Origin of the sequence: Pseudoxanthomonas sp., assembly GCF_027498035.1 — a bacterium.
Lineage (GTDB): Bacteria > Pseudomonadota > Gammaproteobacteria > Xanthomonadales > Xanthomonadaceae > Pseudoxanthomonas_A.
In genome coordinates this window covers 1099150-1124734 of sequence record NZ_CP114978.1, presented here as the reverse complement: position 1 = coordinate 1124734, position 25585 = coordinate 1099150, and the positions used below count along the sequence as shown (strand labels likewise).

The following is a 25585-nucleotide window of genomic DNA, read 5'->3' as shown; positions in this document are numbered from 1 at the left end:
GGCCGGGCGCTCCCACAGAGCAGACCCTTCTGGCTTTTTCCGTGTCTGGACACGGCACTTCGCGCAGGCGCCCCGATGGCACCTGGCCAACACGAAGCCGCCAACCCCAGGCCCGGTCCCCGTCCGCGGCCCCGATGGCCGCAACACAACAGGAGTTACCCGTCATGGGTCAGTCAGTCGTCGTTATCGGTGCCCAGTGGGGCGATGAAGGCAAGGGCAAGATCGTCGATCTGCTCACCGAGGAAATCGGTGCGGTCGTGCGTTTCCAGGGCGGCCACAATGCCGGCCACACGTTGGTCATCAAGGGCAAGAAGACCGTCCTGCACCTGATCCCGTCGGGCATCCTGCGCGATGACGCGCTGTGCCTGATCGGCAATGGCGTGGTGATCAGCCCGGCTGCGTTGCAGAAGGAAATCAGCGAGCTGGAAGCCAATGGCGTGGAAGTGCGTTCGCGCCTGAAGATCTCCCCGGCCGCGCCGCTGATCATGCCGTACCACATCGCCCTGGATCAGGCTCGTGAGAAGGCCGCTGGCGGCAAGGCCATCGGCACCACCGGTCGCGGCATCGGCCCGGCGTACGAAGACAAGGTGGCGCGTCGCGGCATCCGCATCGCCGACCTGCATTACCCCAAGCAGCTGGAAGAACTGCTGCGCACCGCGCTGGATTACCACAACTTCGTGCTGACCAAGTACCTGGGCGTGGAAGCTGTCGATTTCCAGAAGACCTACGACGAGGCGCTGGCCTTCGGCGAGTACGTCGAGCCGATGAAGTCCGACGTGGCCGGCATCCTGCACGACCTGCGCAAGCAGGGTAAGCGGGTGCTGTTCGAAGGCGCCCAGGGCGCGTTGCTGGACATCGACCACGGCACCTATCCCTACGTCACCAGCTCCAACACCACCGTTGGCGGCGCACTGGCCGGCACCGGCGTGGGCGCACAGTCGCTGGATTACGTGCTGGGCATCGCCAAGGCCTACGCCACCCGCGTCGGTGGCGGCCCGTTCCCGACCGAGCTGGACGATGACGTTGGCCAGGGCATCCGTGACCGTGGTGCCGAGTACGGCGCCTCGACCGGCCGTCCGCGTCGCTGCGGCTGGATGGACATCGTCGCGCTCAAGCGCGCCGTGGCCATCAACGGCATCTCCGGCCTGTGCATCACCAAGCTGGACGTGCTGGATGGCATGGAGAAGCTGAAGATCTGCATTGCCTACGAATACCGCGGCAAGCGCAGCGAGTACGCCCCGTTGGACGCGCAGGGCTGGGAAGAATGCACCCCCGTGTACCTGGAGTTCCCGGGCTGGAACGAGAACACCCACGGCATCACTGAGTGGGACAAGCTGCCGGCTGCGGCCCGCGCCTACCTGCGCGCGCTGGAAGAACTGGCCGGCTGCCCGATCAGCATCGTCTCCACCGGCCCGGACCGTGACCACACCATGATCCTGCAGGATCCCTTCGCCTGATCCACCGCGATGGTTGAACTGAAAAAGCCCCGGTGAAAGCCGGGGCTTTTTTGTTCTCGCCGTATCTCCGATGAGAAAGTGTCGACCGGCGCGGTCGATGGCGGCAACGGTTATCGTGTTACTGCATGGAATGGAGGCACTGGAATGCGACGATGGCTAAGGTTTGGATGGGCGGCATGGGGATTGGCATGGCTGCTTTTTGGATTGGGCATGTGGGCTCATCACGTTGCTACGAAAGCCATAGTCGTACCGCTGTTGCTTGAAGTTGGTCAGTCTGTCGAGATCCCGATATTCCGCCTGCGTCCCAGCGTGCCTCAACTGGAGCTGTGGTTCGAGCGTGGGCAAGCGCCGCGCCCTGAACTCGGGGAATGGAGTTCGAACATGGAAGCGGAGGATGGGCGTGCACTCTTTTTCGATGCCCCTGGTTCCAGGGTCCTGCTGCGGGTCCGCACCTCAAGTTCAGTCGAAATTCTTGAGGCATTGCCGGTGGGTGGGCAGGGTGCAGATATCTTGACCCGTGGCCTTGTTCGCTTTGTAGATGATGGTGATGCACATCGATTTTCTTGGCCTGATGCAGCTGCGCCAAACTCGCTGCCACGGGGACATTCCCGTTTGAGTGTTTCAGTTCTCGATGTCGGCGATGCGATACGCGGCGAGCGTATCGAGCTTTGCCTGCAATCAGCGATGGGTTTCAAGGTCAGTGATCCGGGCTACGCGTGGTTGTGGATCTTTTTCTTCTGGCCTGTGCTCGTCGTGTTGCTTCTACTGGCTGGGCTGCCGCTTGTGCTACTAAGTCGCAGTACGCGGTTTGGTTCTGGCGGTGACGCGCCGGCACAGGATTGATCGATACGGTTGTCTGCTATTGCCGGGCGGCTGGTCAGCGGAGATTGAATCGACGTCGGCGGCGCGCTTGACTTGGGGCGTCCCAGCAGATTCAGTGTTGTGTAGGCATCGCCCCCCACGGTGCACTGAGTTGAAAGGTTCCACATGAGCAACACATTGGGCATCCGGCCCCTGATCGCCGACATGCCTGAATCGCAGATCCGCGAAGTGGCCAACGTGGGCATTGGACAGGCTGGCGTATTGCCGTTCTGGTTCGGTGAGTCGGACATGCCGACAGCGCCGGAAGTCCGTGCCGCGGCCGTGCAGGCGATTGAACGCGGCGAGACGTTCTATTCGCACAACCTGGGGCTGCTGGAGCTGCGCCAGGCCATCGCTGGCTATGCCTCGGCATTGCATGGCACGGTCGGTGCCGACCGGATCGCAGTCACTTCTTCTGGCGTCAGCGCGCTGATGATCGCCAATCAACTGCTGCTGCAAGCGGGTGACGAAGTGGTTGCGATCACGCCGGTGTGGCCAAACCTGGTTTGGCAGCCACGCCTGCTGGGTGCGCGCGTGGTTGAAGTGAGCCTGTCGCCTGCGGCCAATGGCTGGCAGCTGGACCTGGAGGAACTGCTCGAAGCGATCACGCCAGCCACGCGTCTGCTGATCCTCAGTTCGCCCAACAATCCGACCGGCTGGACGCTCACCCGCGACGAGCAGCAGGTCATCCTTGCGCACTGCCGTCGCACCGGTACCTGGATCCTGGCCGACGAGGTCTACGAGCGGCTGTACTACGTGCCTGGCGCCGCGGCCGCGCCGAGTTTCCTGGATCTCTCCGAACCCGACGACCGCCTGGTCGTGGTCCAGAGTTTTTCCAAGGCGTTCCTGATGACTGGCTGGCGGCTGGGCTGGTTGACCGTGCCGGCGTCGTTGCAGCGCCAGGTTGGGGTGCTGATCGAATACAACACCTCGTGCGCGCCAGTGTTCGTGCAGCGCGCCGGGCTGGCGGCAATCGAGGCCTCGGCCACCGTCGCGCCGCTGGTCGATCACTTCCGCCAGTGCCGCGACACGCTGGTCGCTGCGTTGGCGCCACTGGAAGGCGTGGAGATCGTGCCGGCCGATGGCGGCATGTACGTGCTGCTGCGGTTGGCCGGGCACACCGATTCGCTGGCCCTGGCCAAGCGCCTGGTCATCGAAGCGCAGCTGGGGCTGGCGCCTGGCAGCGCCTTCGGCACCGCGGGCGAAGGCTGGCTGCGCTGGTGTTTCGCCTCGCGGGAGGTGGCGCGCCTTGAAGAGGGCGCCGCACGCCTGGCCCGCTTCCTGCGGCAATAGCGCCGTCAGGCCGCTGCCTCGCAGCGAGAGCATCGCGCACGCTCTTGTAGAGCGGAGCGCGTGGCAATCCAGAAAGCCGGGACCGCGCTTTTGTAGAGCGGAGCTCGCTCCGCTGCGTTTCGGCCAGGTTGTTGGTAACGGCCCAGCCGAGCAAGCTCGGCTCTACAAAGGGCCGGGGCGTGCATTACGGAACGCCAACGCCAACGCGTCCGCCCATGCATGAACCCCGCCACGGGGGCATGCGTTCCTGACAAACCTGACATGACTTCCGGCGGTGTCGGGCCGGGGTGGGGCGGGGCGATCATCGGGGCATCCAACGGCGCCATGCGCGCCACCCATTCCCGAAGGATTTCCATGCGCAAGACCCTGGTGACCGCCATCGCACTGGCACTGGCCGGTGCAAGCCTGACCGCCGCCGCCCAGTCCGGCCCCGCCACCCCCGCCGCGCAGGTCGCCTCGAGCGCCGCAACGGTGACCACCCAGTTGCCGCGTACCGCCAGGCCCAGCCACTACGCGGTGGAGATCACTCCGCACGCGGACAAGATGACCTTCGACGGCAAGGTCAGGATCGACATCGAGGTGCTGGAACCCACCAACACCATCGTGTTGCAGGCCGCGAACCTGAGCTTCGCCCACAGCACCGTGGCGGCCGCCAAGGGCAAGCCGCTGGCCGCCAAGGTCAGCGTGGATGAAGACGCCCAGACCGCCAGCTTCGCCCTGGACAAGACGCTCAAGCCGGGCAAGTACGTGCTGGCCACCGACTACAGCGGCATCATCAACACCCAGGCCAACGGCCTGTTCGCGCTGGATTACGCCACCGCCGATGGCCAGAAGCGCGCCCTGTACACCCAGTTCGAAAACTCCGACGCGCGCCGCTTCATCCCGTCCTGGGACGAGCCGAACTTCAAGGCCACCTTCGACCTGAGCGTCAACGTGCCGGCCGATGAGATGGCGGTCAGCAACATGCCCATCGCCACGTCCACGGACATCGGCGGTGGGTTGAAGCGCACCACCTTCCAGACCTCGCCGAAGATGTCGACCTATCTGTTGTTCTTCGGCCTGGGCGATTTCGAACGTGCCACCACCAAGGCCGACAACGGCACCGAGATCGGCGTGATCGCGCAGAAGGGCAAGGTGTCCCAGGCGCAGTTCGCGCTGGAAGCCGGCCGCGACGTGCTGCACGAGTACAACGATTATTTCGGCGTCGATTACCCGCTGCCCAAGCTGGACAACATCGCCGCGCCGGGCCAGAGCCAGTTCTTCAGCGCGATGGAAAACTGGGGTGCCATCTTCACCTTCGAATACTCGCTGCTGCTGGACCCGGCCGTGTCCAACGTCAACGACCAGCAGCGCGTGTTCACCACCGCCGCCCATGAAATCGCCCACCAGTGGTTCGGCGACCTGGTGACCATGGCGTGGTGGGACGACCTGTGGCTCAACGAAGGCTTCGCTACCTGGATGGAGGGCCGCACCAGCCAGAAACTGCATCCGGAATGGGATATCGACAAGACCGACGCTGCCTACACCAGCCGCGGCGCCATGGGCCAGGACGCCTATGCCACCACCCATCCGGTGGTGCAGCACGTGGCCACGGTCGAACAGGCCAGCCAGGCCTTCGACGGCATCACCTACGGCAAGGGTTCGGCCGTGATCGGCATGCTGGAAGACTACGTTGGCTCCGACAACTGGCGCACCGGCGTGCGCGCCTACATCAAGGCCCACGCGCACGGCAACGCCGTCACCGATGAGCTGTGGCAGGAAATCGACAAGGCCGCCCCGGGCAGGGACTTCACCCAGGTCGCGCACGATTTCACCCTGCAGCCGGGCATCCCGCTGATCAAGGCCAGCACCACCTGCAGCGACGGCCAGGCCACCCTGACCCTGACCCAGGGCGAATTCACCGTCGACCGCCCCGACAAGGTCCCGTTGAAGTGGCACGTCCCGGTGGCCGTGCGCGGCGCAGACGGCAAGGAAGTCCGCGTGCTGGTCGACGGCACCGCCACGGTCAAACTGCCCGGCTGCGACGCGCCCATCGTCATCAACGCCGGCCAGAAGGGCTACTTCCGCACCCTGTACGCACCCGCGCAGTTCAAGACCCTCAGCGCCGGCTTCACCAAGCTGCCGGTGGTCGACCAGCTGGGCGTGATGATGGACGCCGGCGCGCTGGCCACCGTGGGCCTGCAGCCGGAAAGCGACATGCTGGACCTGACCACCAAGGTGCCGCTGGACGCCTCGCCCGACCTGTGGCGCTTGGTGGCCGGCACCCTGGGCGGCTTCGACGACATGTTCGACGGCGATGCCAAGACCCAGGCCGCCTGGCGCAAGTACGCCATCGCGCGCCTGTCGCCCAAGTTCCAGCAACTGGGCTGGGACAACCGCGCCGATGATTCGTCCACCACCAAGCAGCTGCGTTCCAGCCTGATCGCCATCCTCAGCAACATGGGCGACGCCCAGGTCCTGGCCGAAGCCCGTCGCCGCTTTGCTGCCTTCCAGGCTGACCCCAAGACGTTGTCGCCGGAACTGCGCCGGACCGTGCTGGGCATCGTCGCCCGCCACGCCGACGCCGCCACCTGGGACACGCTGCATGCGATGGCCAAGCAGGAAACCTCGTCGATGATCCGCGACGATGACTACGAGCTGCTGGCCTACGCCAAGGACGACGCGCTGGCGCAGAAGGCGCTGGACATGGCCCTGACCGATGAGCCCGGCGCCACCAACGGCGCCAGCATGATCGGCACCGTCGCACGCGAACATCCGGACCTGGCCTTCGACTTTGCCGTCAGCCACCGCGAACAGGTCGACAAGCTGGTCGATTCCACCTCGCGCGCCCGCTATTACCCGCGCCTGGGCGCCGGCTCCACCAAGCTGGAGATGGTCGACAAGATCAAGGCCTATGCCGACCAGTACATCGCCCCCACCTCGCGCCGCGCCGCCGAGAGCGCCATGACCGGCATCCAGACCCGCGTCAAACTCCGCGCCGAACGCCTGCCGCAGATCGAGGCGTGGTTGAAGCAGCAGAAGGGCTGAGGTTTAGCGCCAGTGGCGTGAAGGAAGGCTCCCATTGGGAGCCTTCTTTTTGGCTCTGTTCGCGTTGCATGTGGATGTGCCGGAGCGTGCGGGGTACGCATGACCTCTCGCAGACGCCACCTTCACGGGGCATGGCCCTACAGAAAATCCGGCATCGTGGGAGCCGCTTCAGCGGCGAAGGGCTTTCCGGCAAGCCCACATCGCCGCTGAAGCGGCTCCCACCCGTAGAGCGGAGCTTGCTCCGCTGGGACTCTTTCCACGAAACCAACCAAGAGCAGCGGAGCAAGCTCCGCTCTACAGCAAGGCCCCTACGGATTTGAGACAGTTGCTCCGGCCGATGGATGCGGCATCACGATGCAATGCGTGCAGAGCCTTCATTTTTTCTTGCAGAAGTAGGTATTGATCGGCAATATTCGCTATTCGCGAATAGCGAATATGAGTCATGGATCTTAAACCCCAAGAACTGTTGGTGCTGCTGAAGGTGGCCGCCCATCCGGAGCGGAAGTTCACCTTTGCCGTGCTTGCCCAGGAATTGGCCATGAGCGCCGCCGAGGTCCATGCCAGCGTCAAACGGGCCACGGCCGCGGGGTTGGTGAACGCGCGGGGCAGGGGTGATTGGTCGCCCATCGGCCCGGCGTTGCAGGAGTTCCTGGTTCACGGCGTCCGTTATGCGTTCCCGGCCGAAGTGGGGCCAGTCAAGCGCGGCGTGCCAACCGCACATGCGGCCGAGCCGCTTTCCAGCTTGCTGCATAGCGAGAGCGACACGCCGGTATGGGCACATTCGCAAGGAAGCGCGCGCGGTCCATCGGTTTCACCGATTTATCGGACTGCGCCGCAAGCAGCGCTGGCCGACCCTGCATTGCATCGCCTGCTGGCGTTGCTGGATGCCTTGCGTATCGGCCGTGTGCGTGAGCGCGAACTGGCCGCACAGCTCCTGTCCGATGCCTTGAAGCCCCTCGATGCAGCGGCCTGATCCCAATCTTCCCCATCTGGAGGTGATTGCCGAAGCGCTCGGCGACCTGCGCGATCAGGTCGTGTTTGTCGGTGGTTCAACGGCGGGACTGTTGCTGACCGACCCGTTGGCCGAGAGCGTCCGGCCCACGCTGGATGTCGATGCCATCGTGCAGGCTGACACCTTGATGCAGTTTTACCGGGTTGAAGCGCAATTGGAGCAGCGCGGTTTCATCCGCGACGCCGCCAGCGGCGTGATCTGCCGGTGGCAGCACAACGCATCTGGCGTGTTATTCGATCTGATGCCCACCGATGCGTCGGTGCTTGGCTTCACCAACCGCTGGTACGACGAAGCCATTGCCACAGCGCAGCAGGTGCTGCTGCGCAACGGCCTGACGATTCGTTTGGTGAGTGCGCCAGCCTTTGTCGCCACCAAGCTGGAAGCCTTTCTGAGCCGTGGCAAGGGCGATGTCCTGTCCAGCCACGACCTCGAAGACGTGCTTAACGTTGTCGACGGTCGACCTGAACTTGTCGAAGAACTTGCTTCGGCATCGCCAGCCCTGCAGCAAGCCGTTGCCACCATCTTTACCGGCCTGTTGGCCGACCCTGATTTCATCAACTGCCTGCCGGGGCTCATTGCCGACCCGGATCGTGCGGTTGTCATCATCCAACGCCTGCGCCAGATGGCGTCAGGCCACAAAAAAGACGGGAAGTAGATGTACGAGAACGCATTCAATTCGCTCGACCGCGTCATGCGCAATGACGAAGGCCTTGCCTCCGAGCTGGACTACGCCGAACAGACCTCCTGGCTGCTGTTCCTCAAATACCTGGACGACATGGAGCGCGAGTGGGCCGATGAAGCTGCGCTGCAAGGGCGCGCGTACGAGCCCATCATCGACGCGCAATTCCAGTGGAAAACCTGGGCTGCACCCAAGACCGAGGACGGCAAGCCCGATCCGAATGCGGTCACCGGCAAGGACCTGATCGAGTTCGTCGACCGGCAGCTGTTTCCGTACCTGGAGTCGTTCCGTGAATCGACCGAAGACCCGGATACCATCGAGTACAAGATTGGCGAGGCGTTTTCCGAGATCGACAACCGCTTCCGCTCGGGCTATTCGCTGCGCGATGCGCTGGAGATCATCGACACGCTGGATTTCGGCAGCAGCCAGGCCAAGCACGAGCTGTCGGACCTGTACGAGACCCGCATCAAGCGCATGGGCAACGCCGGGCGCAATGGCGGTGAGTACTACACGCCGCGCCCGCTGATCCGCGCCATGATCCAGGTGGTCAAGCCGGTGATTGGCGAAACCATCTATGACGGCGCCTGCGGTTCGGCTGGCTTTTTGTGCGAGGCCTTCGAATATCTCAACCGCGATGACCTGTCGGCCAAGGACTGGGGCACGCTGCAGAACAAGACCTTCTACGGGCAGGAGAAGAAGTCGCTGGCCTACGTGCTGGGCCTGATGAACATGATCCTGCACGGCGTGGATGCGCCCAACATCCGCCACACCAACACCCTCTCGGAAAACGTGCGCGAGATCCGCGAAAAGGACCGCCACGACATCGTGCTGGCCAATCCGCCCTTCGGCGGCGGCGAGCGTAAGGAGGTGCAGCAGAACTTCCCGATCAAGTCCGGCGAGACCGCCTACCTGTTCCTGCAGCACTTCATCCGCAAGCTCAAGGCCGGCGGACGTGGCGCGGTGGTGATCAAGAACACCTTCCTGTCCAATACCGACAACGCCAGCGTCGAGCTGCGCAAGGAATTGCTGGCCACCTGCAACCTGCACACCGTGCTGGATTGCCCGCAGGGCACGTTCCAGGGCGCGGGCGTCAAGACCGTGGTGCTGTTCTTCGAACGTGGCGCGCCCACGCGCAAGGTCTGGTACTACCAGTTGGATCCCGGCCGCAGCCTGGGCAAGACCAATCCGCTCAATGACGCCGACCTCGAAGAGTTCGTGATGCTGCAGGCGGCCAAGGTGGAGTCTCCGAAAAGCTGGGCGGTGGACGTCGAAGCCATCGGCTCGGCGACCTGCGATCTGGCGGTCAAAAATCCGAACGCACCAGAAGCCGAAGCCCTGCGCAGCCCCGAGCAGATCATTGCCGATATGCTGACGCGGGATGAAGAAACGAGGGCGATCTTGGAAGAGATTCGGGGGATGTTGTGATTGAGGGATGGGAGCAGGTAACGATTGCAAGTCTCGCAGAAGTTGCTCGTGGCGGCTCTCCGCGACCCATAAAAAAATTCATCACTGATCGCCCGGATGGCATCAATTGGATCAAGATCGGTGACACTGAGAAGGGCGGCAGATACATCGACTCAACATCTGAGAAGATCATTCCTGAAGGCTTGAGCAAGTCGAGGTGGGTCGAGGACGGTGACTTCCTGCTTTCGAACTCGATGAGTTTCGGACGCCCCTACATCTTGCGAACATCTGGATGCGTCCACGATGGTTGGTTGGTCTTGAAGCCGGATTATTCCCGTATTGATCAGGCCTACCTCTACTTCGTTTTAAGTTCTCCGCAAGTTTTTTCTCAGTTCGATAGTCGTGCAGCAGGCTCCACAGTTCGCAATCTCAACATCGAACTTGTATCAGGAGTGACGATTCCTCTGCCACCACTGGATGAGCAGAAGCGGATCGTGGCGGTGCTCGATCAGGCCTTCGCCGCCCTTGATCGCGCCCGCGCAAATGCTGAGGCCAATCTCTTTGATGCACGTAATCTGATGGAGACTGCTAAGGAGGCTGTTTTGCAGGAGGCAGAGAGTTCTGGAGGTGCAGTTCATCTTGCAGACGTGGCTTCCATCGATTCAATGCTTGTGGATCCTAGGCTGCAGCAATTCATCGATATGCCGCACTTGGGTGCAGGAAACATGATCTCTGGATCCGATGCATTGGTTGACATTCAGACAGCGAAGGAAGAGGGGCTTAAATCTGGGAAATTCCTCTTCGATGAGCGGATGATTCTTTACAGCAAAATTCGCCCTTACCTAAGAAAGGCAGCTCGTCCCGATTTTCGCGGCCTATGCAGTGCGGACGTCTATCCGCTTTTGCCATCACCAGAGATGGATCGAAATTTTCTGTTCCACATTCTTTTGGCCAATCGCTTTACCGCGTACGCGATCTCTGGATCGGACCGGGCAGGAATGCCAAAAGTGAATCGAGATCACCTGTTTCGCTATGAATTTAAGTTGCCTGGGCTGGATGTGCAAAGAGCGGCAGTGAAGAAGATCGATTCAATCATGGCGCAGGCAGCTCGTCTCGAAGCAGAATTCGTGATTAAGCTCGAAGACATCGCTGCCCTCCGCCAATCCCTCCTGCAACAAGCCTTTTCAGGCCAACTGACCAGCTGATACGGACGTCGCCATGATCGAAACGGAAGCCGATACCCGCGCCAATCGCATTGACCCCGTGCTGAAGGACGCCGGCTGGGGCGTGGTGCCCGGCTCGCATGTGGCCCGCGAGCTGACGATTTCACCGGGACGGATCTTCAGCGGCAACCAGCGTGCCGCGTCACTGTCCGCGGATTACGTACTGAGCTATCGCGGTCGCCCGTTGGCAGTGATCGAGGCCAAGCGTGCAGGGTTGGGCCATACCGCAGGCGTCGGGCAGGCCAAGCAGTACGCCGGCCTGCTGCAGGCGCGCTTCGGCTACGCCACCAACGGCATCGGCTGGTATGGCATCGACATGCAGACCGGCGCGGAAGGCGATGTTGTGCTGCCGTTCCCGACGCCGGAGGAACTGTGGCTGCGCTGCTTTCCGCAGGGCAATGACTGGCGCGAGCGCTTTGGCGCGGTGCCGTTCGAGACCGGCGGCGGCAAGTGGCAGCCGCGCTACTACCAGCACAACGCCATCACCGCCGTGCTGGACGCCATCGCGCAGGGGCGCGAGCGCATCCTGCTGACCCTGGCCACCGGCACCGGCAAGACCTCGATTGCCTTCCAGATCGCGTGGAAGCTGTTTCAGTCCAAGTGGAACCTGAGCCGCGACCCGGTGCGGCGCCCGCGCATCCTGTTCCTGGCTGACCGCAATATCCTGGCCAACCAGGCCTTCAACGCCTTCAATGCGTTCCCGGCCGATGCGCTATGCCGGATCAGCCCGGACGAGATCCGCCGGCAGAAGAAGATCCCGCGCAACGCCAGCGTGTTCTTCACCATCTTCCAGACCTTCATGACCGGCGGCGATGCATCCGAGGCGCCGCAGTTCACCTTCGAAGGTTACGAGCCGGACTTCTTCGATTTCATCGTCATCGACGAGTGCCACCGTGGCGGTGCCAATGACGAGAGCACCTGGCGCGCGATCCTGGATTACTTCAAGCCGGCGGTGCAGCTGGGACTGACGGCCACGCCCAAGCGCGATGTCAACGGGGACACCTACGCCTACTTCGGCGAGCCGGTCTACACCTATGCGCTAAAGGAAGGCATCGGCGATGGCTTCCTGACGCCATTCAAGGTGCGGCAGATGGCCTCTACGCTGGACAGCTACCAGTTCTCCGACGAGGACCAGGTGATCAGCGGCGAGATCGACCGGGACAAGGTGTATTCGGAAGCCGACTTCAATACCAGGCTGGTCATCGACCAGCGCGAGCTGAGCCGGGTCAACGAGTTCATGGACCAGATCGACCAGCGGCAGAAGACGCTGGTGTTCTGCGCCACGCAGGAACATGCGGCGCGCGTGCGTGACCTGATCAACCAGGTCAAGGACAACCAGGACCCGCTGTATTGCCAGCGGGTCACGGCCGACGACGGCAAGCTGGGCGAGAAGCACCTGGAGGATTTCCAGGACAACACGCGGACGCTGCCGACCATCCTGACCACCTCGCAGAAGCTCTCCACCGGCGTGGATGCGCTGAACGTGCGCAACATCGTGCTGCTGCGACCGGTGAAGTCGATGATCGAGTTCAAGCAGATCATCGGGCGCGGGACGCGCACCTTCGATGGCAAGGATTTCTTCACCATCTATGACTTCGTGAAGGCTTACGCGCACTTCAGCGACCCGGAATGGGATGGCGAGCCGCTGCCGCCGGAAGCACCGGGCCAGCCGCGTCCGCCGCGTGATCCGGAAGACATCGCCTATCCGCCGCATGGGCCGACCGGGGGCGACTCCGTCGAGGAGCCGCCCCGTCCCGAGAAAGTGGTCGTGCGTCTGTCCGACGGTAACGTGCGGCGTATCCGCTACGTCGGCGCGACAACGTACTGGTGGCAGGGCCGGATGATTACCGCCCAGGAGTTCATGGATCAGCTGTTCGGTGACCTGGGCCAGTTGGTGACGTCAGAGGATGAACTGCGCGACGTCTGGAGCGACCCGGAGCGGCGCGAAGCCTTTATGCGTCGATTGACTGAGCTCGGTTACGACAGCGACCGGCTGGAGGACATGCGCCGGCTGATCGACGCGCCGAACAGCGACATCTTTGACGTGCTGGGCTATGTGCGCTTCACCCTGGCGCCTCTCGCACGTTCGCAGCGTGTGCGCAGCGCTCGTGAAACTGGAATGGATGGCTACGAGCGCGAGATGCGCAGCTTCCTGGACTACGTGCTTGGGGCGTATGAATTGAATGGGATTGGTGAGCTGGCGCCCAACAAGGTGGGCGACTTCCTGCGCATCCGCTACGGCGGCATCAACGACGCAAAGCGTTCCTTGGGGAGCGTGGAAGCGATCCGTAGCGCATTCGTCGGTATCCAGCGGCACTTGTTTCGCTAGTTGCTTCACGCAATCCAATGTGTTCGAGCATTGGGAGTTACTGCTTTGCGCGCAAGGCTTTTTGCCTTGCGCTTCGCTGATTGGGAAGCTTGCCCGCAACGGTTTCACGCCAGGCGCCGGGCTTTTCGGTTCGCCCGCAAGCCTTTCCACTTTGTGCGCAAGGCAAAAAACTTTGCGGCTGCAAGGTGCCGGGCGTTGCTCGCAACCATGTGGCCCTGCGCGCAAGCAACAGCGGGCGGCGGTTCGGGGTTGGTGGCTTGCGGGCCAGCCTTGATGGTGTGCGGGCAAGGCTTGGCCGCTTGCGCGCAAGGCGTTGCGGCGTGCGATTGGGGCTTTGAGACTGGCAATCCGGGTTGCGTCGGCGGCGCCTGGCGGGGAGGGGGTGGTTGGTCTGGCCGGTTGGGTCGGGTGCCGGGAAACTCTGGCGGCATGCCAGGCATTTATGGTGGCCTGCGGGCTTCCTGCGGCGTCGTGTTGGCTGCGTTGGGCGGATTGCTGGCCGGCGCGCGCGGCCCTCGGACTTTTCTGACACGGCGGCGAGGTGTTGGCCGGTGTGCCGGTGCGGCGCCGGCTGATGCCTGGTCGGGCGGCAGGTGCGTTCAGATGGCGGCGCCGGCCAAGCGGGCCGGTGGGATCGACAAGGAGCAGGGCGCAATGAGTCAAAACATGATCGATATGGAATTGTCCGCCGAGGCACTGGCCGCCATTGACGGGGCGTTGGCCACGCTGGAGACGCAGCTGGCTGGGTTGCAGGGGCTCACTCCGGACCAGCGTCGCGGGCTGACCAAGATGGGCGACAAGTCCGAGGCGTTCTGCCGGCAGGCGGTGGTGGCCTTCACCCAGAACCCGGAGGTGCTGCCGCGCAACTTCGATGTGCTGGCCTTCCAGCGCGATTTGACCCTGCTGGATGCGTTGCGCCCGCGCATGCAACGTCTGGAGCGCCTGAATGAAAAGCTGGACGACACCGCGATGATCGTTGGCAGTGATCTGATGACCAACGCACTGGAGGGCTATGCGGTGCTGAAAGTCGCCGGCAAGGGCACCGGCCTGGACAGCCTGCGCCAGATGCTCTCGGCCCGCTTCAATCGTGCCAAGCCGGCCGCGGCCAGCCCTGCGACTGCCTGATCCCCGCACGATTCGCGGGAACGAAGACGCCCCGCAATGCGGGGCGTTTTTCCATGGGGGATTGGCCGCAATGGCGTGCCGCTGTTCGGTAGGGCAGAGCATGCGGTAATCCATCTCGGGGGCTTCGCAGGGGCCTCGCCGATGATCGGGCCGAAGGGCTGCGAAGTCCCAAAAGGGGATTGCCACAAGCTCCGCCCAACAAGGGGCATGACGCTTGGTGGCGATGGGTGTGTTGTCGATCAATCGCGATAACTGGAAGTGGTGGCCGGCGCCGACTGGCTGCGGCAACTGATGCGACCGCCGTACTCACGCCTGCGCCGCTACGATGCCGTCCATGAAGAAATCCACTTCCTTCTGGATTGGCGCGGCGTTGGCGGCAGGTGCGCTGGTGGTGCTGGCTTACCGCAGCAGGCGCCTGCCGGTGAAGGTCGTTGCGGGTGTCGGGCCCGGTGCGGGCGCGGAGGTGTTGTTCGACCCCTGCCAGGCCATTGCGCCGCAGCCGGAGACGTTGCCGGGCGCGAGCAGCTTCACCTATCGCAAGGCCAAGGGGCGCGATCTGCGTTTGCATGTGTTCGCGCCGGCCGGAGAGGCATCGCCGCGGCCGGCGGTGCTGTTCTTCTTCGGCGGGGCCTGGCGGGTGGGGGACATCACGTCCTTCCAGGACCAGGCCCGCGCGTTCGCCGCGCGTGGCTACGTAGCGGTGCTGGCCGATTACCGGGTGAAGTGCCGCGATGGGTCCACGCCGCTGGATTCGCTGCGCGATGCACAGGCCGCTTATGCGTGGCTGCGGGACAGCGCGGACGATCTGGACATCGACCTGCAGCGGATCGTGTTGTGTGGTGGTTCGGCCGGTGGGCATCTGGCGCTGACCACGGCGATGAAAGCCACGCCCGCGCGCAAACCGGCGGCGGTGGTGTTGTTCAATCCGGCGGTGGACCTGGTCTCCAAGGCACCGATGGCGCTGAAGTTGATCGCGCGGCGCATCTCGCCCAGCGTGCTGCCGGTGCAGGCGTTGCCGCCGACGTTGATCTTCCACGGCCAGGACGACCGCACGGTGCCGATCGACACGGTGCGTCGTTTCTGCGAGCGGGCCAGTGCAGCTGGCCAGGTGTGCCGGCTCGACGAATATGTGGGGCAGGATCACGGCTTCCATCACCAGCACCAGGTCGATCCGAGGATCGGCGTGTCGCCGTATGCGGACACGCTGGCCAGGGCGTTGGCGTTTTTGGATGCGCAGGGGATTGACTCCGCATTGCACCCGTAGAGCGGAGCTTGTGGCAATCCCCTTTTGGGGACTCCGCTGCTCTTGGTTCGGTTGGTGGGAGAGGCCCCAGCGGAGCAAGCTCCGCCGCGCTTCTTCCGGATCGCTGGGAAAGCCCCAGCGGAGTCCCCCAAAGGGGATTGCCACAAGCTCCGCTCTACAACGATCAAAGGCGCATCGCTTCGATGGTCGCGGGCGGGTATCCTCCGGGCCGACCAAGTCGCCTGGGAGGGCACCGTGAAGCAGACCATTCTTTTGTCCGCGTTGGGCACCTTGCTGGCGGCCGCGCCGGTGTATGCGGCGCAGGTGAGTACGGTGGCCTACACGCCGGCCGGTGGCGCGGTGACGGTGTACACCAGCGCCAAGGGTGCCGCGCAGCAGATGGTGCAGAGCCAGGTTGCGCCGCTGCAGGCCGGGCACAAGCTGACCGAAGTGGAGAACTCGATCTTCGTCAATCCGACCAAGCGTTTCCAGACGGTGCTGGGCGTGGGCGGGGCAATCACCGATTCGGCCGCGGAAACCTACGCCAAGCTCAGCAAGGACAAGCAGGCCGAATTCATGAAGGCCTATTACGACCCCAATGAGGGCATCGGCTACACCTGGGCGCGCACCACGATCCACAGCTCGGATTTCTCCAGCGCCAGCTACACCTATATCAAGGAAGGCGACAAGGCGCTGAAGTCCTTCAGCATCGACCACGACCGCAAGTACCGCATCCCGATGATCAAGCAGGCCATCGCTGCGGCGGGCGGCACGCTGCCGATGTTCGCCAGCCCGTGGAGCGCGCCGGCCTTCATGAAGGACACCAAGACCATGCTCAAGGGCGGCCACCTGCTGCCGCAGTACGCCGATGCCTGGGCCACGTACTACACCAAGTTCATTGCCGCCTATGAAAAGGAAGGCATCCCGATCTGGGGCATCAGCGTGCAGAATGAGCCGATGGCCATCCAGACCTGGGAGTCGATGCAGTTCTCGGCCGAAGAAGAACGCGACTTCCTCAAGAACCACCTTGGGCCGGTGATGGCCAAGGCCGGCTACGGCGACAAGAAGATCATCGTGTGGGACCACAACCGCGACATGATGGTCCACCGCGCCAACACGATCTTCGATGACCCGGAAGCATCCAAGTACGCCTGGGGCATGGGCTTCCACTGGTACGAGACCTGGGCCGGCTTCGAGCCGATGACCGACAACCTGGCGGTGGTGTCGAATGCCTACCCGGACAAGCCGCTGCTGCTGACCGAGGCGTCGATCGAGAAGTTCGACTTCGCCCGCATCCAGGACTGGGCCAACGGCGAGCGCTACGGCACCTCGATGATCCACGACTTCAACGGCGGCGCCGTGGCTTGGACCGACTGGAACATCCTGCTGGATGAAAAGGGCGGCCCCAACCATGTGGGCAACTACTGCTTCGCCCCGCTGCAGGCCGACACCCGTACCGGCGAACTGCTGTACACGCCGCCGTACTGGTACATCGGCCACTTCTCCAAGTTCATCCGCCCCGACGCCCAGCGCGTCAGCGCTGCCAGCAGCCGCAGCAACCTGGCCACCACCTCGTTCCTCAACAAGGACAACAAGCTGGCCACGGTGGTGATGAATGCAAGCGACAAGGCGATCACCTACAACTACTACGTGGGTGATGCATCCACCCAGGTGGAGATCCCGGCGCACGCGATCCAGACGTTGGTGTATTGATCCAGGGGCAGCACGAGCAGCACGGACGCCCCGTCACTACGGGGCGTTTTTGTTTTTGAGCTTTGCCTTCCTGCGCTGTGTGGCAACTGTGTTCTTCACCCTTCCGTACGCGCAGGCGCATCGCTGTGGGCGACCCCGGCACCGCACAGGCGTACAAGAAGCCATCACGGGGCGGTGGTAGAAAGGGCGCTTGCGGCGTGGATGGCTGCCTGGCGCACGGAGACCTTTGCATGGCCCTGATCGATACGCGGCAGCACCAGATGTTTCCCGCGCTGGATGCGGCGCAGATGGCCACGGCGCGGCGCTTTGCCAGTGGGCCCGAGCAGGTGTTCCCCCCGGGCGCGGTGGTGTTTTCCGTGGGCGAGCAGGCCGCGGCAGTGTGGCTGGTGCTGGCCGGCAGCATCGTGGTGTCCCGCCACGATGGGCTGGGCCACAAGCAGGCCATCGTCGAACACGGCGTGGGCAGCTTCACCGGTGAAGTCAGCCAGCTGGCCGGGCGCAGTTCGCTGGCGGGCGGCGTGGCCGGGGCGCAGGGCTGCACGGCAATGCCGTTGGATGCGGTGCACCTACGCGCACTGCTGATCGGTGCGGCCGAGCTGGGCGAAGTGGTGATGCGGGCGCTGATCCTGCGCCGGGTGGGGCTGATCGAAAGCGATGCGGTCGGCTCGGTGCTGGTCGGCCAGCCAGGCGAAACGCAGCTGGTGCGGCTGCAGGGCTTCCTGACCCGCAATGGCTATCCCAATGCACTGCTGGATGCGACCCAGGATGCGGAAGGCCGGGCGTTGGTTGAGCGCCTGGGCATCCAGACGGACGAACTGCCGCTGATGATCTGCCCCAACGGCACGGTGCTCAAACGCCCGACCAATGCGGCGGCCGCGGCGTGCCTGGGCATGACGCCGCAACTGGACCCGGACACGGTGTACGACGTGGTGGTGGTTGGCGCGGGTCCGGCCGGGCTGGCCACGGCGGTGTATGCAGCGTCGGAAGGCCTGTCGGTGCTGGTGCTGGAGCTGCGCGCGATGGGCGGGCAGGCCGGCGCTTCGGCACGGATCGAAAACTACCTGGGTTTTCCTACCGGCATCTCCGGCCAGGCGCTGGCCGGGCGCGCGCTCAACCAGGCGCTCAAGTTCGGTGCGGAAATCGCCCTGCCGCTGGAAGTGCAGGCGTTGCATTGCGAGGCCACCAGGGATAACCCGCATGCACCGTTGCGCCTGCAGCTGGATAGTGGTGTGACCGTGCAGGCGCGCACGGTGGTGGTCGCGTCCGGTGCGCGCTATCGACGGCCAGCGGTGGAACACCTGGAGCGTTTCGAAGGTTCGGGTGTGTCGTATTGGGCATCGCCGATCGAGGCACGCATGTGTTCGGGCGAAGAGATCGCGCTGATGGGTGGCGGCAATTCGGCCGGTCAGGCGGTGGTGTACCTGGCGCCCAAAGTCAAAAAGCTGCACCTGGTCATCCGTGGCAAGGGGCTGGAAGCGTCGATGTCCAAATACCTGATCGACCGCATCAAAGCGCTGCCCAACGTGGAGCTGCATACCGGCACCGAGCTGGTCTCGCTGGAGGCCGATGCACAGGGCGCGCTGGCCGGCGCGATCTATCGCGAACGTGCGACCGGGCAAACCCATCGTCGCGCGCTGCGCCATTTGTTCCTGTTCATTGGGGCCGATCCGAATACCGATTGGCTCAAGGACTGCGTCACGCTGGACCCGGCCGGCTTCGTGGTGACCGGTGCCGACGGCGTGGCGGCGCTGCACACCGACCGGCCGGGCGTGTTCGCCATCGGCGACGTGCGCGCCGGTTCGGTCAAGCGCGTTGGCGGCCGCGGTCGGTGAGGGCGCCGCCGTGGTTTCGCAGATCCACCAGTACCTGGCCGCCATCGAGGCGCCGCCGGCCACCGTCACCTGAGGAGTCGCCATGAGCCGCTGCACGCATCTGGATGAAATCGCCGAAGTCACGCCCAGTGCGCGTGGCTGCGAGGAATGCCTGGCCATCGGCAGCCCATGGGTGCACCTGCGCCTGTGCCGGATCTGCGGGCACGTGGGCTGCTGCGACGACTCGCCACATCGCCACGCCCGCGCGCACTGGCACGCCAGCGGCCACCCGATCATCGAGGGCTACGACCCGCCCGAAGGCTGGGGCTGGTGCTACGTGGATGACGTGGAAGTGGAACTGCCCGACCAGACCCCGCAGCTGGGGCCAATCCCACGCTTTGTCTGACGCTGCGCGCGGGTGCTATTGCATCGGCGCATCGGTCGAACGGGTCAGGGATTCCCATTGCGCAATCTCCGCGCGCAGGTCGTCCAGCTTCTGCGTGACCAGCGCCAGTGCGTCTGAGCCGAGCAGCAGGTGCACCGGTGGATCCGGGAGTTCGATCAGCTGCAGCAAGGCCTGTGCGGCCTTGACCGGGTCGCCGAGCTGTTTGCCGCTCTTGGCTTCGCGCGCGCTGCGGATGGGGTCGAACAAGGCGTCGTAGTCGGCGATCGCGCGTTCGGTGCGGACCATCGAACGGCCCGCCCAGTCGGTGCGGAACGAGCCCGGTTCGACCGCTGTGACATGGATGCCGAAACCGGCCACTTCCTTGGCCAAGGTCTCGCTGATGCCTTCCAGCGCGAACTTGCTGCCGCAGTAGTAGGCAATGCCGGGCATGGTGATGAAGCCGCCCATCGAAGTGATGTTGATGACGTGGCCGCGGCGACGCTGGCGCATGGCCGGCAACACGGCCTTGGTCATGGCCACCGCGCCGAACACGTTGACGTCGAACTGGCGGCGCATCTCTGACAGCGGCGACTCTTCCAGGATGCCTTCGTGGCCATAACCGGCGTTGTTGACCAACACATCGACCGGGCCGATCTGTGCCTCGATGCGCTGCACGACCGGGTCGATGGCGTCGAAGTCGGTGACGTCCAGCAGCACGCCATGCGCGCGGCCGGATGACAGGGCCTGGAAGGCGTTCAGTGCGGCGGCGTCGCGGACGGTGCCGACGACGGTATGGCCGGCATCCAGCGCGGCCTGGGCGAAGGCGCGGCCGAAGCCCGAGCTGACGCCGGTGATGAGCAGGATCTTGGACATGAGGGGCGGTGTGTTGAAGAGGGGGCGCAAAGTCTGGCGCCGATGGTGCCCTGCAGTCCAATATATGGAGCCACTGATATCGGTTGGTTTTTACAATCAAGATGGAACTCCGCCACGTCCGCTATTTCCTGCTGGTTGCCGAAGAATTGAACTTCACCCGCGCTGCCGCGCGTGCCGGGATCGGCCAGCCGCCGCTGAGCCAGCAGATCCGCGTGCTGGAGGAAGAAATCGGGGCGCCGCTGTTCCTGCGCACACCCAAAGGGGCCGAGTTGACCGAAGCGGGCCAGGCCTTCCTGCCTGAAGCGCAGGCGCTGCTGGCACAGGCTGACGTTGCGCTGGGGGCCGCGCGTCGTGGCGGACGCGGGCAGGTGGGCAGCCTGCGGATCGGGTTCACCGCGTCAGCGGCATTCATCGCGGCCGTGCCCGAAGCGATTCGCCGCTTCACTTCCGAACATGCGGACGTGGCCGTGTCGCTGGCCGAAGCCGCCACCAGCGAATTGCTGGAGCGCCTGCACCAGGCGACGCTGGACGTAGCGCTGGTACGTCTGGGGCGCAACGATCCGGACGAGCTGGATGCGTGGGCGCTGCTGGACGAGCCGATGCGCATCGCGGTGCCGCTGGGACATCGGCTGGCGGGACGGGCATCGGCGCCATTGTCGGCCCTGGCGGGCGAATCGCTGGTGCTGTTTCCGCGCACAGCGGGCCCGGGCCTGTTCGACGAGGTCATCGCCTGCTGTTGGCAGGCCGGGCTGGAACCGGTGATGGGCCAGGAGGCGCCGCAGTTTTCCACGGCGGTGAACCTGGTGGCCGCCGGGCTTGGTGTCTCGCTGGTGCCGGCGTCGATGGCACAGGTGCAGGTCACGGGCGTGGATTACCTGCGTATCGAAGGTGTCGCGCCGACCGTGCGGCTGGCCGTATGTACGCGTCCCGGCGAACATGGACGGATCGTGCCGAATTTCGTGCAGACGATGCGCACATGCTGCGAGGCACCCGGGATGTCGCAGGAGTGATGTAGTCCAGGGCCAGTATTGGCCGCTGTGCATGCAGTACGGCCGCGGCGTGTTGTACCGACCAATGGGTCTGGCACGCCCGTGGCTCACGCGGCGGGGATGCGGGATCGGCGACAATCCATGCCTGCGTTGACTCACCCCCTGGTCCGTTGAAACCCGAACGCCTGCTCCCCCTGATCGTTGCCACGGCCTTGTTCATCGAGAACATGGATTCCACGGCCATCGCAACCTCGCTGCCGGCCATGGCTGCGGAACTGGGAGTAGAGCCGGTGGTGTTGAAGCTGGCGATGACCAGCTACCTGATCGCGCTGTCGGTGTTCATCCCCATCAGTGGCTGGGTGGCTGACCGATTCGGGGCGCGGCCCACCTTCATGTCGGCCATCGGCGTGTTCCTGCTGGGTTCGGTCGGTTGTGCCGCGTCCACGTCGATGGAATGGCTGGTCGCGGCGCGCTTCGTGCAGGGCATGGGCGGGGCGATGATGGTCCCGGTTGGACGGCTGGTGCTGTTGCGCAGCGTGGCCAAGAGCGAGCTGGTGCGTGCGCTGAGCTGGTTGACCATTCCGGCGCTGCTGGGGCCGATCCTGGGTCCGTTGCTGGGCGGTGCGATCACCACCTGGGGCCATTGGCGTTTCATCTTCCTGATCAACATCCCGATGGGGCTGCTGGGCATCTGGCTGGCGTGGCAGCACATCCCGCTGCTCAAGGAACCGGTGCAGCGGCTGGACTGGACCGGTTTCCTGCTGTCCGGCAGCGGCATGGCGGTGGGCATGTTCGGGCTGGCCACGCTGGGGCGGCACATGATCGGCACCGGCTGGGCGCTGACCTGCGTGGCCGCCGGGGGCGGGCTGCTGGTGCTGTACGTGCTGCACGCGCGGCGGGTGGCGCACCCGCTGATCGACCTGGGCCTGTTGAAGGTGCCGACCTTTCGCATCGGCGTGATCGGCGGTTCGCTGTTCCGCATCGGCATCGGCGCCATCCCGTTCCTGCTGCCGCTGATGCTGCAGCTGGGCTTCGGCTTGAACCCGCTGCAATCGGGTGCGGTGACCTTCGTGTCAGCGGCCGGGGCGATGTTCATGAAGACCCTGGCCGCGCGCATCATCAACCGTTATGGGTTCCGCCGGGTGCTGGTCTGGAACGCGCTGGCGGCGTCGGTGATGCTATGCGGTTATGGCCTGTTCCGCGCCGATACGCCTTACCTGCTGATGCTGGGCGTGTTGCTGGTGGGCGGGTGCTTCCGCTCGTTGCAGTTCACTGCCCTCAACGCGGTGATCTACGCCGATATCGACAAGTCGCGCATGTCCCAGGCCACCAGCCTGGCGGCGGTGGCGCAGCAGGTGTCATTGTCGCTGGGCATCACGCTGGGTGGTTATGCCCTGACCGTGGCGGCGGTGGCCACGGGCACCGAAACCGCCGCGCCGATCAACTTCACCGTCGCCTTCCTGGTGATTGGCCTGGTCTCGGCCTGCTCCACGCTGTCCATGCGCAAACTGTCCGCCGATGCAGGCGCGGAGATGGCTGGCCACGCCAGGCCCGGCGAGGAAGTCCACGAGCCCAAGGCCATGCCGCGCCCGCAGACCTGAGTCCTGCGCGCGCAAGCAAGGCGCGAACGCGCGGCTCAGCGTATCTCGAAGGAAAACCGCAGCACGTCGGTGACCGAACGCGCGGGCACGGTGACATGCACTTCATCGGCATAGCGGTGCAGGCGCACGCGCATGCCGTACCCGGAGAGTCGGTCCAACCGATCAACCAGCGCCCGTGCCGGTTCTGGATCGTCGTCCTTGTCCTGGTCGCCCACCACCACCATCAGCTTGGCGGTGCGGTCGATCTGACCGCCGCTCAGGCGCTGGCTGAAGGCGCGTTCTTCGGCGAGCATGCCTTGCTCGTTCCATTCCGATGACGGACTGGCGGCGATGATCGCGTTGAACGCATCGGGCCGTTCGTACAGCGTGTACAGCGCGAACAGGCCGCCGAAGGAGTGGCCGAACAAGGCGTTGCGGCTGTCGTCGACGTTGTAGCGGCGGCCGATTTCGGTGCGCAGCTTGCCGGTCAGGAAATCCAGGAACGGCTTGCGCGCGCCGCTCTTGTACTTGGCCAGGTCGCGCCACTGCTTGGGCGGCGGGTCCAGCAGCGGCTGGGTGTAGTCGTTCATGCGGCGCACGTCCCAGGCCGCATCGCCGGGATAGCCGACGCCGACGATGATCGACTGGCCCACCGGCAGGAATTCCTGCACCCAGCGCGCCGCTGCGAAGGCACCGAAATAGGCATTGCCATCCAGCACGTACAGCACCGGATAGCCGTCCTTGGGAGGCTCACCGCTACCCGGATAGGACACGAAGATCCGATAGGCCTCGCCCTGCTCGGAGGTCAGGTCGAAGACTTCGGTCGAAGGCATCACATAGCCAGGACCGGGCTTGGGCTTTTCCGCGGCGGCCACGGCCGGCAGTGCGCAGAGACAGAGCAGGGCGGCGGCCAGGCGGGCACTCAGCCAGCGGAATGACAGCCCCCGTGTTGGCCTGGTGGGCGTGGGGAAAGCGATGGGACAGGTGGACATGCAGGCTCCGTGGGAACAGCCGTGGGTGCAGTTCCGGCATGCATGTGGATGCAAGGCGGAATCCGGCTGGGGGCAGGTGTGGCTGCGTCGGCAATGGCCCGACGGCTGGCTGGCGACACCGTCGCGGTCTACCGGTTCCCCGGGTGCCGCGACGGCCGCTGCAATTATCGGCAGAACCCACGGGCTTCCGTGGCCTTGGGGCATTTCCGGTCAGAACGGTCATCTTGTGCGGCCATCGTCGACGGGCGTATCTCGCCCCGTGCGACAGATGTGGTGTACAAATGTACACCCATGGAAATCTTGCCCCCCAAACGCGCCGCGGTGCTGGCCTTCCTGCAGGAACAGGCGGCCCATGGCCATGCGCCCAGCCTGGCCGAGATTGCCGCCGCATTCGGTTTCGCCTCGCGCAATGCCGCGCAGAAGCACGTGCAGGCGCTGGCCGATGCCGGGTTGATCGTGCTGCAACCCGGGCAGAAGCGCGGCATCCGCCTGCCGGGCGCGGCCAGGCGCGAGGCGCTGCTCTCATTGCCGGTGCTGGGCCGGGTTGCGGCGGGCGTGCCGATTGGCGCGGACATCGGCCTGGACAAGCAGCTGTGGCTGGACCGCGGGCTGTTCTCGCTCAAGCCCGACTACCTGCTGCAGGTGCAGGGCGATTCGATGATCGACGACGGCATCCTGGATGGCGATCTGGTCGGCGTGCACCGCAGCAGCGAGGCGCGCGACGGGCAGGTCGTGGTGGCGCGCGTCGATGGCGAAATCACCATCAAGCGGCTGGAGCGCGGCCGACGCCAGATCCGCCTGTTGCCGCGCAACCCGGCGCACGCGCCGATCGTGGTCCCGGCCGGTGCGGACTTCGCCATCGAAGGCCTGTACTGCGGCCTGGTGCGCCAGGGCTGAGATGGGCGAAGTGCCTGCCCGTCCGATGTATGACCAGGCTGGCGCCGTCGCGCAGGCGCTGCAGCTGGATGCCTTGCTGTCCGCGCGCACGGTCTGGCGCGCGGGGCAGGGGGCATCGCTCCATCACGATGGCGAGCCCACCGGCCACGCTGCCCTGGATGCGCTGCTGCCGCAGGGTGGCTGGCCGCGCCGCGCGCTGACCGAACTGCTGCTGCCGGCCGATGGCGTGGGTGAAATCGGCCTGCTGCTGCCTACGCTGGCGCGCATGACCGCTGCCGGAGGCCGGGTGGTGCTGGTGGCCCCGCCGTACATTCCGTATGCACCCGCGTGGCAGCGCGGCGGCATCGAACTGGGCTTGCTGGACGTGGTCCAGGCCGAACCGCGCGATGCACTGTGGGCGTTCGAACAATGCCTGCGCAGTGGTGCTTGCGCGGCGGTGCTGGGCTGGCCGCGTCGCGCCGACGAACGCGCATTGCGCCGGTTGCAGGTGGCGGCCGACAGCGGCGATTGCTGCGCCTTCGCCTTGCGCGACCGGCGCCATGCGGTCAACGCATCGCCGGCGGCGCTGCGGCTGGAATACCGCAGCCAGGACGATGCCTGGCAGGTGCGCAAATGCCGCGGTGGGCAGGTGCCTTCGCAGCCGCTGCGGCTGGCGCATTGAAGGCCGGCCATGTCGATGCACTGCCCGCCGT

At 64.8% G+C, this 25585-nt stretch carries 19 protein-coding genes and 1 pseudogene; 18 read left to right on the top strand and 2 right to left on the bottom strand.

All coding sequences use genetic code 11. The features are described 5' to 3' along the window. Positions 1–164: 164 nt before the first annotated feature. The 14 genes and pseudogenes from O8I58_RS04890 (at position 165) to O8I58_RS04825 (ending at position 19583) form a co-directional block, all read left to right on the top strand. On the top strand, positions 165–1457 hold the full coding sequence (locus tag O8I58_RS04890; protein ID WP_298321145.1) for an adenylosuccinate synthase: 1293 nt from the start codon (positions 165–167) through the stop codon (positions 1455–1457). A gap of 210 nt (positions 1458–1667) precedes the next feature. Next, on the top strand, positions 1668–2300 hold the full coding sequence (locus O8I58_RS04885; RefSeq protein WP_298321143.1) for a hypothetical protein: 633 nt from the start codon (positions 1668–1670) through the stop codon (positions 2298–2300). Positions 2301–2444: 144 nt separating this feature from the next. After that, complete coding sequence (locus tag O8I58_RS04880) at positions 2445–3611, top strand: pyridoxal phosphate-dependent aminotransferase (protein ID WP_298321141.1); 1167 nt, start codon at positions 2445–2447, stop codon at positions 3609–3611. 354 nt (positions 3612–3965) lie between these two features. Next, entirely contained in the window at positions 3966–6638 is a 2673-nt protein-coding gene (locus tag O8I58_RS04875; protein WP_298321139.1) for a M1 family metallopeptidase, read from the top strand. A gap of 442 nt (positions 6639–7080) precedes the next feature. Next, positions 7081–7611: a MarR family transcriptional regulator gene (locus O8I58_RS04870; protein WP_298321136.1), complete on the top strand. Its 531-nt coding sequence runs from the start codon at positions 7081–7083 to the stop codon at positions 7609–7611. Next, positions 7598–8305, top strand: a complete 708-nt coding sequence (locus tag O8I58_RS04865) for a hypothetical protein (protein WP_298321133.1) — start codon at positions 7598–7600, stop codon at positions 8303–8305. Before O8I58_RS04870 ends, O8I58_RS04865 begins: the two co-directional genes overlap by 14 nt. Further along, positions 8306–9754, top strand: coding sequence for a class I SAM-dependent DNA methyltransferase (locus O8I58_RS04860; RefSeq protein ID WP_298321131.1), 1449 nt, complete (start codon positions 8306–8308; stop codon positions 9752–9754). Next, positions 9751–10938: a restriction endonuclease subunit S gene (locus tag O8I58_RS04855; RefSeq protein ID WP_298321129.1), complete on the top strand. Its 1188-nt coding sequence runs from the start codon at positions 9751–9753 to the stop codon at positions 10936–10938. Before O8I58_RS04860 ends, O8I58_RS04855 begins: the two co-directional genes overlap by 4 nt. Before the next feature lie 13 nt (positions 10939–10951). After that, entirely contained in the window at positions 10952–13285 is a 2334-nt protein-coding gene (locus tag O8I58_RS04850; protein ID WP_298321127.1) for an EcoAI/FtnUII family type I restriction enzme subunit R, read from the top strand. Positions 13286–13951: 666 nt separating this feature from the next. Beyond that, complete coding sequence (locus tag O8I58_RS04845) at positions 13952–14410, top strand: hypothetical protein (RefSeq protein WP_298321125.1); 459 nt, start codon at positions 13952–13954, stop codon at positions 14408–14410. A 334-nt stretch (positions 14411–14744) separates the two neighbouring features. Further along, positions 14745–15674, top strand: a complete 930-nt coding sequence (locus O8I58_RS04840) for an alpha/beta hydrolase (protein WP_298321123.1) — start codon at positions 14745–14747, stop codon at positions 15672–15674. Positions 15675–16052: 378 nt separating this feature from the next. After that, a complete protein-coding gene (locus O8I58_RS04835) occupies positions 16053–17366 on the top strand; it encodes a glycoside hydrolase family 30 protein (protein WP_298322747.1) in 1314 nt (437 codons plus the stop codon). A gap of 230 nt (positions 17367–17596) precedes the next feature. Beyond that, positions 17597–19271 (top strand): annotated as a pseudogene (locus tag O8I58_RS04830) (FAD-dependent oxidoreductase). 9 nt (positions 19272–19280) lie between these two features. After that, positions 19281–19583 (top strand): UBP-type zinc finger domain-containing protein, encoded by a 303-nt coding sequence (locus tag O8I58_RS04825; protein ID WP_298321121.1) that lies wholly within the window; start codon positions 19281–19283, stop codon positions 19581–19583. Between the two features lie 15 nt (positions 19584–19598). Here the strand turns inward: O8I58_RS04825 and O8I58_RS04820 are convergent, their stop codons facing one another. Further along, entirely contained in the window at positions 19599–20435 is an 837-nt protein-coding gene (locus O8I58_RS04820) for an oxidoreductase (RefSeq protein ID WP_298321119.1), read from the bottom strand. A gap of 101 nt (positions 20436–20536) precedes the next feature. On the opposite strand from O8I58_RS04820, the gene O8I58_RS04815 reads away from it, so the two are divergent. Both O8I58_RS04815 and O8I58_RS04810 read left to right on the top strand, forming a co-directional pair. Beyond that, positions 20537–21445 (top strand): LysR family transcriptional regulator, encoded by a 909-nt coding sequence (locus O8I58_RS04815; protein WP_298321117.1) that lies wholly within the window; start codon positions 20537–20539, stop codon positions 21443–21445. A gap of 149 nt (positions 21446–21594) precedes the next feature. Then, on the top strand, positions 21595–23025 hold the full coding sequence (locus O8I58_RS04810) for an MFS transporter (protein WP_298321115.1): 1431 nt from the start codon (positions 21595–21597) through the stop codon (positions 23023–23025). A 35-nt stretch (positions 23026–23060) separates the two neighbouring features. Here the strand turns inward: O8I58_RS04810 and O8I58_RS04805 are convergent, their stop codons facing one another. Beyond that, positions 23061–23996 carry an alpha/beta hydrolase gene (locus tag O8I58_RS04805; RefSeq protein ID WP_298321113.1) on the bottom strand — a complete coding sequence of 312 codons (936 nt, stop codon included), beginning with the start codon at positions 23994–23996 and terminating at the stop codon, positions 23061–23063. A 291-nt stretch (positions 23997–24287) separates the two neighbouring features. Here O8I58_RS04805 and lexA point away from each other — a divergent pair, with 291 nt between their 5' ends. Together lexA and imuA are read left to right on the top strand one after the other, a co-directional pair. Continuing rightward, on the top strand, positions 24288–24893 hold the full coding sequence (lexA, locus tag O8I58_RS04800; RefSeq protein ID WP_298321112.1) for a transcriptional repressor LexA: 606 nt from the start codon (positions 24288–24290) through the stop codon (positions 24891–24893). 1 nt (position 24894) lies between these two features. Beyond that, a complete protein-coding gene (gene imuA / locus O8I58_RS04795) occupies positions 24895–25554 on the top strand; it encodes a translesion DNA synthesis-associated protein ImuA (RefSeq protein WP_298321110.1) in 660 nt (219 codons plus the stop codon). Positions 25555–25585: the final 31 nt, after the last annotated feature.